Below are 12,027 nucleotides of genomic sequence, written 5' to 3'. Positions count from 1 at the left end.
CTGTCTCGGACGTCGCTTATGCCGGGACCCGGGACAATTGCTGAGCACCGCTCAGCAATACCGGTCTCTATAGAATCCGCGGCCCGCCGAATGGCGGCAGCACCCGCGAACGAGAACGACGTCCGGTGAAAAAGATCAGCCTGCCGAGGGCACCGGAGCGGGCAGCGGGCTGGGGTAATAATCCGCGCTCACCAGAACCGGTCCGTCGTCGCCGGGGCAGAACGACAGGACCCACAGCGAGCCCTTCTTGCTCGGCACCACGCCGTCGCGGGCGGCGGGCAGTTCCAGGCCGTCCCGGTCCGCCAGCGCGCTCACCAGGTCCGGGATCACGCCGCCCTGACTGCTGATCAGCGGGGTGCCCCCGTCGGCCGCGATCGCCAGCAGGCGGCGGATTCCGAGCAGCGGGTCGGGCCAGTAGCCCTCCTCCGACAGCAACGGCTCGTGCTGCACCTCGACGCCGAGCGACTCCGCGATTCCGCCGACGGTCTGCACGCACCGCAGCCGCGGCGCGGAGTACACCCGATCGGGGCCGAAGAGCGGCAGCAGGTCCCGCAGTGCGGCCGCTTGGCGCTGACCGGCTTCCGACAGCGGACGGAGGTCGTCGTCGCCGGTCCAGTCCTCGCGTTTGCCCGCCTTGGCGTGCCGCACCAGCAACACTGTCGTCTGCGCGGGCGGGAGGGCGCAGAACTCTCGCAGCACCCGGACATCCGCCGGGCGCGTGAGCAGCCGTTCCGCCGCGATCGGGTCGAGCCAGCGCAGTTCGTCGACCTCGTGGTTGGGCTCGAAGGCGCCGGAAACGGCTTCGGCGCTGAAGTAGTCGACGCTCTTGCGCAGCGGCCGCCCGTTGTTCTTCGCGGGAACCTCGTACGTCGTCTGCGCGACGTAGCGGCCCAGCACCGCGCGGAACCCGGTCTCCTCGGCGATCTCGCGCACCGCGGTGGCCGCGATCGTCTCGCCGGGGTCGACCTTTCCCTTCGGCAGCGACCAATCGTCGTAGCGGGGCCGGTGCACGAGGGCGACCTCGAACCCGTCCCCGGCACGGCGCCAGAGCACCGCGCCGGCGGCCCGGACGTCCACGCTCATCCGACCGCCCCGTGCAGCTTCGCGAGTTCGAGCTGGTGGTCGCGCACCTGCGAACCAGCGGCCGGGAACGGCTGCCATTCGCCCGAGGAACTGAGCACCCAGCAGCGCGTGTGCGGGTCGAGCGCCGAATCGAATACCTCGTCCAGTTGCCGCGTCAGCTTCGGGTCCTTGACCCGCACCAGCGCCTCGATCCGGCGGTCGAGGTTGCGGTGCATCATGTCCGCGCTGCCGATCCAGTGCGTGCCGCCCGCGCGGAAGTGGAACACCCGCGAATGCTCGAGGAACCGGCCGAGGATCGAGCGGACCCGGATGTTCTCGCTCAATCCCTCGACGCCCGGCTTCAGCGAGCAGATCCCGCGCACCACGACGTCGACCGGAACGCCGGCCTGCGAAGCGTGGTACAGCGCGTCGATCACCTGCTCGTCGACGAGCGAGTTGCACTTGATCCGGATGCCCGCTTCGAGCCCGGCGCGCGCGAGTTCGATCTCCTCGCCGATCGCGCGCACGATGCCGCGGCGGATGCCGTGCGGCGACGTGAGGATCGTGCGGTAGGTGTCCTGGCGCGAATAGCCGGTGAGGACGTTGAACAGGTCGGTGATGTCCGCGCCGATGCTCGGGTCCGCGGTCAGCAGGCCGAGGTCTTCGTACAGCCGCGCGGTCTTCGGGTTGTAGTTGCCGGTGCCGATGTGGCAGTAGCGGCGGATAGTCGAACCCTCCTGCCGCACCACCATCGACACCTTGCAGTGCGTTTTGAGGCCCACCAAGCCGTACACGACGTGCACGCCCGCGCGTTCCAGCGTGCGCGCCCAGGTGATGTTGGCCTGCTCGTCGAACCGCGCCTTGATCTCCACCAGCGCCACGACCTGCTTGCCCGCTTCGGCGGCGTCGATCAGCGCGTCCACGATCGGCGAATCGCCGGACGTCCGGTACAGCGTCTGCTTGATCGCCAGCACCTTCGAATCGGCCGCGGCCTGTTCGATGAACCGCTGCACGCTCGTGGAGAACGAGTCGTACGGGTGGTGCACCAGGACGTCGCCCTCGCGCAGCGTCGCGAACACGCTCTTGGGCGTCTCGCGTTCGCCGAACGCCGGATGCGTCGCGGGCACGAACGGCCGGTCCTTCAATTCCTTGCGGTCGACGCCCGACAGCTGGAACAGGCAGGTGAGGTCGAGCAGCCCGGGCACCTCGACGACGTCCTCGGGATCGACTTCCAGCTCGCGCAGCAGCAGTTCGAGCATGTGCTCGCTCATGTCCTGCGCGACCTCGAGCCGCACCGGCGGGCCGAACCGGCGCTGCGCGAGCTCGCGTTCGAGTGCCTGCAACAGGTCCTCGTCGCGGTCTTCCTCGACCTCGAAATCGGCGTTGCGGGTGACGCGGAAGACGTGGTGCTCGGTGACCTCCATGCCGGTGAACAGATCGCTCAGGTGCGCGGAGATCAGTTCCTCGAGCGGCAGGAAGGTGGCGGACCGGTTGCCGCGTTCGGTCTCCACGCGCATGAGCCGCGGCACGTTGCTCGGCACCTTCACGCGCGCGAACCGTTCGAGCCCGCCCTGCGGGTCTCGCACCGTCACCGCGAGGTTGAGCGACAGCCCCGAGATGTACGGGAACGGGTGCGCCGGGTCGACCGCGAGCGGCGTGAGCACCGGGAAGATCTGCTCGGAGAAGTAGCTCGACAGCCGGAGCTGGTCGGCCCCGGACAGGTCGGCCCAGCCGACGAGCCGGATGTCCTGCTCGGCCAGTTCCGGGCGCAGATGCTGCTCGAAGGCGGCGGTGTGCCGCTCGACCAGGTCCTGGTTGCGCTTGGCGATGTAGTCGAGCTGTTCGCGCGGCGTGAGCCCGTCCGCGCTGCGCACCGACAGGCCGGTGCCGTCGCGCCGTTTCAGCCCGGCGACCCGGACCATGTAGAACTCGTCCAAATTGGACGCGAAAATGGCGAGGAACTTGGCCCGTTCGAGCAGCGGCTGCGATTCGTCCTCGGCCAGCGCGAGCACACGCGCGTTGAAGTCGAGCCAGGACAGCTCGCGGTTGAAATAACGGTCGTCGGGAAGCGTCTCGACCGCGGTGGGCGCGGAGGTGACGGCGGGCGGGGCCGACGGAACGGAGCGGAATTCCTCGCCGCTCTCGGTCGTGGTCCGGCGCGATCGCGCGGCGGCAGGCGGGGCGGCGGGTTTCTTCGCCGTGGTGCGCAGCGCGCTCGAGGCGGTCTTGCGCTTGGCCGGTTTGGCGTTGTCGTCCGCCGGAGCCGCCTTGGATTTAGCCCGACGGGCCGCCGCGGTGTCGGCGGTCCCGCGCGAGGTCGCCTTGCCGCCCGCGGTGCGCGGAGCCGGGGACGAGGGGGATGCGCTGCTGCCGCTCTTCACGCGCCGCCGGGCCGGAGTGCTGCCGTCTTCTGTGCTCACGTCGCCCATTGTTCACTACGAAGCTGTGGTTTGCGCAGACCGCGATGAAGGTCGAGTGAACACGTCGGCGCAATTGCGTCGGTCAGGCCGGGAGCACCGCGGCGGTTCGCTTCCCCAGACCGAGCTTCGCGGCGTGTCGTAGATCATCTTCGGTGTCAACGTCGCTGCGCAGCGAGGGCAGCGCTTGGGTGAGCGGAATCGCACTGGAGGCCCGATGCAGTTCCGCGGATCCGGAGCCGAAGCGCGGGTCGAGCGGTTTTCCCGGCGCGGACAGCAACAGCGTGGTCCCGGTGCCCTGCCGGTCGAACACCACCGCCCGGCGGCCCGCGGCCTCGGTCAGCGCCTGCTCCAGATCCACCGCGCGCAACGCGGGAAGATCCGCTTGGAGCGCGCCGACTACTCCGCCCGGCGCGTCCGCGCGCAGCAGCTCCGCGCCGTGCCGCAACGCTTCGTTGAGCCCGCCGCCCGCCGGTTCGGCGACCAGTTCGACGCCGAGACCGGCCAATTCGGACAGCGCGGCCGGATCGGAGGTGACGACGAGCACGCGCCGGACCCGGGCGACCGACGTGACCGCGGCAAGCGTGTCGCAGGCCAGCGCCAGCACGAGCTCGGCGTGCCGGTGCGCGGCGACCGCCCCGCGCAGCCGGGACTTGCCCGCGGCCGGCGGTTTCAGCGGCATGACCAGGTCTGCGTCCACCTGTCCATCTTTACCCGAAACCCGTCGCGCGCGTGCGTGAGCGCACCCTCCCTGGACTGCGCGAACCGGCGCGCGGCAGGATCACCCGGAGCAGAGGCGACCCGAGGAGGAGAACTGTGGCACGGCGTGAGAAGGGCGGATTCTGGGTGGGGCTGGCCGCCGCCGCGTTCTATCCGCTGACCGCGATCGGCAAGCGGGTGTACCTCGGCGCGGAGAAAATCCCCCGGCAAGGCCCCGCGGTGCTGGTGATGAACCACATTTCGCACCTGGACCCGGCGGTCGACGCGGTGTTCGTGCACCGGCAGAAGCGGGTGCCGCGGTTCTTCCTCAAGGCGAGCTTGAAGGATGTGCCGATCTTCGGCCGGATCGTGACCGGGTCCGGCCAGATCCCGGTGGCGCGCGGTTCGAGCGCGGCCGGCGACAGCCTCAAGGCCGCGCACCAGGCGCTGCAAGAGGGCAAGGTCATCGTGATCTATCCCGAGGGCACCATCACGAAGGACCCGCTCGGCTGGCCGAAGGAGGCCTACAGCGGCGCGGCGCGGCTGGCGCTGCAGAACGACGTGCCGGTGATCCCGATCGCGCGCTGGGGCACGAACCAGATTTTCAACGGCTACACCAAGAAGTTCACGCCGTTCCCGCGCAAGACGGTGACGCACCTGGTCGGCGATCCGATCGACCTGTCGGCGTACCGGGGCGGGAACCCGCGCAGCGCCTCGACCCTGCGCGAGGTCACCGCGGTGCTGATGGACGAGGTGACCCGTCTGCTGGCGGAGATCCGGCACGAGGAACCGCCCGCGAAGAAGCCGGAAACGGCGGCGGAAACGAAGAAAGCCGACAGCGGGACGGCGGACGTGGTGAAGGATCCGGCCACGGCCTTGGACGAGGCCGCCGCCGCGGAGAAGCCGGAGGACGGTGCCTGATGGCGGGTTTCGCCGCCGACGTGCAGCGGGTCACCGTGCTCGGCGCGGGTTCGTGGGGCACGGCGTTCGCGAAGGTGCTCGGCGACGCGGGCCGGGACGTGACGATGTGGGCGCGCCGGGAAAGCGTCGCCGAGGAGATCCGGGAGCGGCACACCAACGAGTCGTATCTCCCGGGAACGGTGTTGCCGGAACGGATCACCGCGACGGCCGACGCGGCCGAGGCGCTGGACGGCGCGCAGGCAGTGATGGTCGGGGTGCCGAGCCAGAGCCTGCGGGCGAACCTCACCGGCTGGCGGCCGCTGCTGCCGCCGGACGCGATCCTGGTCAGCCTGGCCAAGGGCGTGGAACTGGGCACGCTCAAGCGGATGAGCGAGGTGATCGCCGAACTCGCCGAGGTCGATCCGGGCGAGATCGTGGTGGTGTCCGGGCCGAACCTGGCCCGCGAGATCGCCGAGGGGCAGCCCGCCGCCGCGGTGCTCGCGTGCGCCGACCACGAGCGGGCGAAAGCGGTGCAGCAGGCGACGTCGAACCAGTATTTCCGGCCCTACACCAACACCGACGTGGTGGGCTGCGAGCTGGGCGGCGCGTGCAAGAACGTGATCGCGCTCAGCTGCGGGATGGCCGCGGGGATGGGCTTGGGCGCGAACACGATGGCGACGCTCATCACGCGCGGTCTCGCCGAAATGGCGCGGCTCGGCGCGAAACTCGGCGCGGACCCGCTGACCTTCGCCGGGCTCGCCGGGCTCGGCGACCTGGTCGCGACGTGCTCGTCGCCGTTGTCGCGCAACCGCACCTTCGGCGAACGGCTCGGCCGCGGCGAAACGCTGGCCGAGGCGCAGGCGGCGACCGGCGGCCAGGTCGCGGAAGGGGTCGCGTCGTGTTCGTCGATCCGCGAGCTGGCGCAGCGGCACGGGGCCGACATGCCGATCACGGACGCGATGTACCGGGTGTGCCACGAGGGCGTCGACCCGCGGCAGGCGGGCGCGGAGCTGCTCGGACGGTCGCGGAAGCCGGAGTGGCGCTGAGCGGTCCCCGGGTGTGAACCTGCCCTCACCGAGGTCGGTCCAGGGGGTGGGACGGGTTGACCAGGCGCTCCGGGGCTGGTTCGCTGTGCGGCATGCTGACGTGCGAGATGACGATGCGGCCGGGGTCTTCCGACCTCCGCCCCGTCATGGGCATGTCGTGTCGCTGTTGTCGGTGAACCTAGCCCCGGCCAGTTCGACACCCATCTTCTTCCCGTGAGGACTTCTTTTCATGTTCGCCGTTCCGGACAACACCCTGCTGCGTCCTGAGAACCCCGCCCTGCGCCACCCGGTCCGCGTCGCCGTCGACGTGGCCGCCGACCGGGAACGCTGGGGCAGCCTGCTGCGCTACGACCCCGACGAGCGGTTCTCCGCCCTCGTCGAACGCACCGAGGACCAGGAGGTCTGGCTGCTCAGCTGGCTTCCCGGCCAGCACACCGACCTGCACGACCACGCGTTCTCGACCGGTGCGTTCACCGTCGTGTCCGGGCGGCTGACCGAAACCGTCGCGCGGCGTGCCCCGGGCGGGCGCGCGGTGACCGAGGTGCACGGCCTGTCGGCCGGGCAGTCGCGGGTGTTCGGCCCGGGCTACGTGCACGAGGTGCGCAACGACGGCCCGGACCCGGCCATCAGCGTGCACGTCTACCGCCAGGGCGGTCGGCAGATGCGGTCGTACCAGGCGAATCCGGTGGACGGGCCGTTCCGCGCGTGATCAGCGGTCGAGGTCGCCGCGCAGCCTGAACTGCCGCTCGATCTCCTCCCGGCCGACCCTCGCCGCCAGCAGAACCTGCAGCAGGATCCGCGATTTCCGCGGGCACAGCCATCCGGCCATCGTCGCGCCCATCCGGATCAGGCTCGATTCGGAGCCGTGAAATCCGTAGGTGCTGCGGAAAGTCGGGCCCGCGCCGGTCCGGGAAGCGACGACGACCGGCACTTCCGCCGCCGCGATCACGTCGGCCGTCGCGGTCGACACGTGTCCGACGCCGTTGGCGGCCACCACCACGCCGCGCGCTCCGCCCTGGAGAACCAGCGACAGCAATTCGCCCGAATCTTCGAGCCCCGATTCCAGCAGGGGAACGAAATCGACGGCTTCGGCTCCCGGCAGCACCGGCGGACGCGGCGGTGACGGGTGGAAGTAATGCACCGCTCCCTCGGCGACCATGCCGAGCGGACCCGCCGGCCGCGACGAAAACGTTTCGACGTGGCTGGAATGCGTCTTCCGCACCCACCGCGCCGCGTGCACGTCGTCGTTGAACGCCACCAGCGCGCCCCGGCCGCGGCTGCGCGGATCGGCGGCGACGGTGAGCGCGGCGAGGATGTTCGCCTGTCCGTCCGGGCTGGGCAGGCTCGGGTTCCGCATCGCGCCGGTGATCACCACCGGCGCGTCGGACGGCCACGTGAGGTCGAACAGGTACGCCGTTTCCTCCAGCGTGTCCGTGCCCTGCACCACCACGAGACCGTCCGCGCCCGCCTCGATCTGCTCGATGCCCCACTGCCGGGTCCGCGCGAGCGTCGCGTAGTCCATCGACGAACTCGACAGCCCGGCCAGCGTCGCCGCGGTGACCTCCATCGGAAGCCGGGACCCCAGTTCTCCCAGCAGGTCCTCGGCGCTCAGCCGCGGCACGACGCCGTCTTCGCTCGAACGTCCGGGAGCCATCGAGATGGTGCCGCCCAGCGCGGCGACGGCGATGCGTGTCATGTCCCGCACTCTATGCGGGGCACCGTGCCTGCAGGGTGTAGCTCGCGGCGATCCGGCGCGGGTTGTCGCGCAGCCGCCATTCGCCGCCCCCGGCCTCTTCCATCTCGTGTGGCAGCGCGTTCCACGCCGCGGTGTCGTGCTCGGTCAGCCCGGTCAGGATCAGGCCCTGGTCGAGCAGTGCGGTGACGATCTCGCCGAGCGAATGGTTCCAGCTGTGCGTGGTCGTCTTGCGTACCGGTTCGTCCGTGTCGACGTACGTGGTGTCGTCGCTGAACACGAGCGGCTCGTCATGCTCGAAGTAGTCGTACTTCGGCCACGCGCGTTCGGCTTCGTCGTCGAGCGTCCACAGCATCGGATGGCTTTCGCGCATGAACAGCCGTCCGCCCGGTCGCAGCAGGCGCGCGACGACTTCCGCCCACGGCACGATCTTCGGCAGCCAGCAGAGCGCGCCGATTCCGGTGTACACCAGGTCGAACGCGTTGTCTCCGAAGACTTCCACCGCGTCGTAGACGTTCGCCTCGTGGTAGTCGATGTCCGCGCCGGTGGCGTCCGCGAGCTTGCGCGCCTCGGCGAGCGACGCCGGGGAGAGGTCCAGACCAGAGATCCTGGCTCCGAGCCGGTGCAGCGACAGCGTGTCCGTGCCGATGTGGCACTGCAGGTGCACGGTGCGCAGCCCGGAAACGTCGCCGAGCCGCGGCTGGTCGAACCGCACGATCTGGCTCAGGTGCGCGGGATCGGCCTTGAACTTGTCGAACTCGTAGTACGCCGAGCGCGCGTGGATCGGGGCGCGGTCGTCCCAGTTGGCGCGATTGACCTCGAACGAATCCGTCATGCCTTCTCCGCCGCGCTGCGCAGGACGCAGAATTCGTTGCCTTCCGGGTCCTGGAGGACCGCCCAGCCGCTGCCGTCCTCGCGGCGGTGATCGGAATGCAGGGTCGCGCCCAGCTTGCGCAACCGGTCCACTTCTTCGTCGCGGGGCACGTCCGGCCGCAGGCAGAGGTGCAGCCGGTTTTTGCCCGCCTTGGGTTCCGGGACGGCGATGAACAGCAGCGTGACGCCGGAGTCGAGCGTGATGCCGATTTCCGGGTCGCCCTGGTGGTCGTCCTCGCCGACCGGGCGGCCGGTCACGTCGGTCCAGAACTTGGCCAGTTCCCACGGGTCCGCGCAGTCGACGGTGATGTTGTGCACGACTGAGGTCATGGCCCGGAGTCTGCCCGGAATGCCCGAAGCGCGCGACGGATTTCCGGCTTCGCCGCGACGGCGAACCTGTCGAGTGGCTGTCAGCTCGGGGTTCGGCTCGCGCGCCCGCGCGACCGTCGCGGAGGATGGCGGGGTGGAGAACCCGAATCCGGTGCGGCTGCTGGTCGTGGACGACGAGCCGCACATCGCCGACCTGGTCGCGACCGTCGCCCGTTACGAGGGCTGGCGGGCCGTGACGGCCGGATGCGGTGCCGACGCGCTCGCCCGCGCCGCGGAGTTCGCCCCCGACATCATCGTGCTCGACCTCATGCTGCCCGATTTCGACGGTTTCACCGTGCTCGACAAACTGCGCGAGAAACACGACTCGGTCCCGGTGGTTTTCCTGACCGCGAAGGACGCGACCGCCGACCGCGTCGCCGGCCTCACCCGCGGGGGTGACGATTACCTCGTCAAGCCGTTCTCCGTCGAGGAGTTGATGGCGCGGCTGCGCGCGGTGCTGCGCCGGACGTCCGAGAAGCCGGACACCCGCACGGTGGTGCTGCAGGTCGGCGATCTCACCCTGGACGAGGAGACGCACGAAGTCCGGCGCGGCGGTCAGCTCGCCGAGCTGACGCCGACCGAGTACGAGCTGCTGCGTTATCTGATGCGGCGTTCGCCGGCTGTGCTCACCAAGGCGCAGATTCTCGACCACGTGTGGGAGTACGACTTCGGCGGACGGTCCAATGTGGTCGAACTCGCGATCTCCCGGCTGCGGCGCAAGCTCGACACCGAGGCGGAACCGCTGATCCACACCGTGCGCGGCGTCGGGTACTCGGTGCGGCAGGCGGGCAAGTGAACCGGATCGGGCGCTGGGCCCGCCGGTGGTACCGGGCTTGGCGCGCATCGAGGCTGGGCACGCGGCTGGCGTTCGGGCTGGGCGCGCTGTCGCTGGTGGTGTTCGCGATCGTCGGCGCGCTGACCGTCGAGCTGATGCACGACTACCTCAACCGGCGGCTCGACGAGCAGCTCAAGACCAGCCAGGTCGCGCAGGTGCCGCATCTGCGCGAGTCGAAGGACAATCCGGAAGTCGTCTACTCCTGGTACTCCGCGGTTTTCGACGTGCGGGAGGGGCACGCCGTCCCGCAGCCGGGCAGCACGTTGCCGAACGACGTGCGGCCGCTGGCGCAGGTCGCCGAAGAAGCGACCAGCGGCGACCTTTTCCGTACCATCGCCTTGCCGGGTCAGGGTTCTTACCGCGTGCGGGCGTGTCCGGTGGAGACTTCGCAGAACGGGACCGGCACGGTGTTGTTGAGCGCCGCACCGCAGGCGGATCTCGACAACACGGTGCGGCAGCTGATGTTGATCGAAGTGATCGCGTTCCTGATCGCGTTGGCGATTCTCGTGGTCGCTGGCCGAGTGGTGCTGCGGCGCGGGTTGCGGCCGTTGTCGGACATGGCCGGCACCGCGCACGACATCGCTTCGCACGACCTCACCGCCACCGCGGATTTGCCGGTGCGCGCGTCCGGTACTGGTGGCGGCGCGGAGGTTGAGGAACTGCGGACGGCGTTCAACTTGATGTTGAGCCACATCGAGTCTTCGCTGGCCGCGCGCACCGAGGCGAACGATCGGCTGCGCCGGTTCGTCGCTGATGCTTCGCATGAGCTGCGGACGCCGTTGACGTCGATTCGCGGCTATGCCGATCTTTTCCGTTACGCCGCCGCGAACGAGCCGGAGGAACGCGAGGCGCACCTGGAGAAAATCCGGGCCGAGACCGCGCGGATGAGCGTGCTGGTCGACGATTTGCTGCTGCTCGCCCGCCTCGACGCGCGTGACGTCGAACCGCCGGTGCGGCCGCAGAGGATGGACCTCACCGAGATCGCCGCCGCTGCCGCGGACGCCTTTCGGGCCGGTCGTCCGGGACATCCGCTGACGGTGTCGATTCCGGAGGAACCGGTGCTGCTGCATGCGGATCCGGCCCGGCTGCGACAAGTCCTGGACAACCTGCTGGCGAACGCGGCCGTGCACACCGCCGAGGGAACTCCGGTGGAGCTGGCGGTGACGGCGACCGACGGAATGGCCGTCGCCACCGTCACCGATGCCGGGCCGGGAATTTCCGCGGAAGACCAGCAGCGGATTTTCGACCGGTTCTATCGCGTCGACAACTCCCGCACCCGGGCCGCGGGCGGCACCGGGCTGGGGTTGTCGGTGGTGCATTCACTGGTGGTGGAGCACGGCGGGACGGTTTCGCTGGAGAGCCGCCCCGGGCGGACGGTGTTTACCGTGCGGCTGCCGCTGTCCTCGTGACCCGCGCCGCGACGTGCTCGGGCACGGTCCAGCCTGGCGGCAGGTCGGCGGACGGTTCCGGTTCGCCGAATACCGTGCGCACCGGCAGCACTCCGGCCCAGGCGGCGTTCGCGGCGACGTCCTCGGGTTCGTCGTCCGGCCCCTCGGCGCGGAGCTTCACGGACGCCTCGGTCAGATCGAGCGCGATCACCGAAACCGCGGCGAATTCCTTCTTGTTCACCGCACGGGCGTGCTCCCACGAACCAGGGGAGAGGTGGTCGGTGAGCACGTGCAGGCCGTGCATCTTCTCGTCCGGGTCGGTCACCAGCCGGGCCTGGCCGAGGATGACCGCGCTGCGGTAGTTGACCGAGTGGTTGTTCACTGAGCGGCAGTAGACGATCCCGTCGAGCAGCGTGACCGTCACGCAGACGTCGGTTCCCCTGGTGGCGGCTCGCAGACTGGCCGCGCCCGTGGAACCATGCAGGTACAGGATGTCGCCGTCGCGGCCGTATCCGGTGGGCAGCACCAGCGGGACGCCGTCGCGGACCACGCCGAGGTGGCAGATCAGCGCCTCGTCGAGCACGGCGTGCAGCGCCGCGCGCTCGCTGGCGGCGCGGTGGCGTTTGCGGCCGAGCGTGGTGCGTTCGGTGGGCGAAAGGCTGCTCATGCGTTCAGTGTGGGCCGGGCAAGTGGCTACGTTGAATGTCCACTTCTTCTACACTTGAGAAGTCCACTTCGCTGTAAC

The 12,027-nt window shown here is 69.9% G+C and carries 12 protein-coding genes; 5 read left to right on the top strand and 7 right to left on the bottom strand.

What is annotated here, in order from left to right:
* Positions 1-135: 135 nt before the first annotated feature.
* From ATK30_RS09585 to cofC, 3 genes are all read right to left on the bottom strand, one after another.
* The gene (locus ATK30_RS09585; protein ID WP_101435278.1) at positions 136-1,083 is read right to left on the bottom strand and encodes an NUDIX hydrolase; all 948 of its coding nucleotides are present in this window, start codon (positions 1,081-1,083) and stop codon (positions 136-138) included.
* The gene (locus tag ATK30_RS09580; protein ID WP_208637309.1) at positions 1,080-3,491 is read right to left on the bottom strand and encodes an RNA degradosome polyphosphate kinase; all 2,412 of its coding nucleotides are present in this window, start codon (positions 3,489-3,491) and stop codon (positions 1,080-1,082) included. The genes ATK30_RS09585 and ATK30_RS09580 overlap by 4 nt, the downstream gene beginning before the upstream one ends.
* A 73-nt stretch (positions 3,492-3,564) precedes the next feature.
* On the bottom strand, positions 3,565-4,179 hold the full coding sequence (gene cofC, locus ATK30_RS09575) for a 2-phospho-L-lactate guanylyltransferase (RefSeq protein WP_101435277.1): 615 nt from the start codon (positions 4,177-4,179) through the stop codon (positions 3,565-3,567).
* 116 nt (positions 4,180-4,295) lie between these two features.
* On the opposite strand from cofC, the gene ATK30_RS09570 reads away from it, so the two are divergent.
* From ATK30_RS09570 to ATK30_RS09560, 3 genes are all read left to right on the top strand, one after another.
* Positions 4,296-5,099 (top strand): lysophospholipid acyltransferase family protein, encoded by an 804-nt coding sequence (locus tag ATK30_RS09570; protein WP_244194570.1) that lies wholly within the window; start codon positions 4,296-4,298, stop codon positions 5,097-5,099.
* Positions 5,099-6,124, top strand: coding sequence for an NAD(P)H-dependent glycerol-3-phosphate dehydrogenase (locus ATK30_RS09565; RefSeq protein ID WP_101435276.1), 1,026 nt, complete (start codon positions 5,099-5,101; stop codon positions 6,122-6,124). Before ATK30_RS09570 ends, ATK30_RS09565 begins: the two co-directional genes overlap by 1 nt.
* Before the next feature lie 229 nt (positions 6,125-6,353).
* A complete protein-coding gene (locus ATK30_RS09560) occupies positions 6,354-6,833 on the top strand; it encodes a cysteine dioxygenase (protein ID WP_101435275.1) in 480 nt (159 codons plus the stop codon).
* On the opposite strand, the gene ATK30_RS09555 is transcribed toward ATK30_RS09560, so the two are convergent.
* The 3 genes from ATK30_RS09555 to ATK30_RS09545 are packed head-to-tail and all read right to left on the bottom strand — an operon-like array spanning position 6,834 to position 9,020.
* Positions 6,834-7,820, bottom strand: a complete 987-nt coding sequence (locus ATK30_RS09555; RefSeq protein WP_101440727.1) for an asparaginase — start codon at positions 7,818-7,820, stop codon at positions 6,834-6,836.
* A 10-nt stretch (positions 7,821-7,830) separates the two neighbouring features.
* Positions 7,831-8,652 carry a class I SAM-dependent methyltransferase gene (locus ATK30_RS09550; protein ID WP_101435274.1) on the bottom strand — a complete coding sequence of 274 codons (822 nt, stop codon included), beginning with the start codon at positions 8,650-8,652 and terminating at the stop codon, positions 7,831-7,833.
* Positions 8,649-9,020 carry a VOC family protein gene (locus ATK30_RS09545; RefSeq protein WP_101435273.1) on the bottom strand — a complete coding sequence of 124 codons (372 nt, stop codon included), beginning with the start codon at positions 9,018-9,020 and terminating at the stop codon, positions 8,649-8,651. Before ATK30_RS09545 ends, ATK30_RS09550 begins: the two co-directional genes overlap by 4 nt.
* 133 nt (positions 9,021-9,153) lie before the next feature.
* Between ATK30_RS09545 and ATK30_RS09540 the strand changes: the two genes are divergently transcribed.
* Together ATK30_RS09540 and ATK30_RS09535 are read left to right on the top strand one after the other, a co-directional pair.
* The gene (locus ATK30_RS09540) at positions 9,154-9,855 is read left to right on the top strand and encodes a response regulator transcription factor (RefSeq protein ID WP_101440726.1); all 702 of its coding nucleotides are present in this window, start codon (positions 9,154-9,156) and stop codon (positions 9,853-9,855) included.
* Positions 9,852-11,303, top strand: coding sequence for a sensor histidine kinase (locus ATK30_RS09535; protein WP_101435272.1), 1,452 nt, complete (start codon positions 9,852-9,854; stop codon positions 11,301-11,303). The genes ATK30_RS09540 and ATK30_RS09535 overlap by 4 nt, the downstream gene beginning before the upstream one ends.
* Here the strand turns inward: ATK30_RS09535 and ATK30_RS09530 are convergent.
* Positions 11,275-11,949, bottom strand: a complete 675-nt coding sequence (locus ATK30_RS09530) for a pyridoxamine 5'-phosphate oxidase family protein (RefSeq protein ID WP_101435271.1) — start codon at positions 11,947-11,949, stop codon at positions 11,275-11,277. The genes ATK30_RS09535 and ATK30_RS09530 overlap by 29 nt on opposite strands.
* Positions 11,950-12,027 lie beyond the last annotated feature (78 nt).

It is taken from the genome of Amycolatopsis echigonensis, from assembly GCF_002846615.1.
Classification (GTDB): domain Bacteria; phylum Actinomycetota; class Actinomycetes; order Mycobacteriales; family Pseudonocardiaceae; genus Amycolatopsis; species Amycolatopsis echigonensis.
Note: the sequence above shows the minus strand (reverse complement) of the source record. Positions and strands in the feature narration are given on the sequence as shown.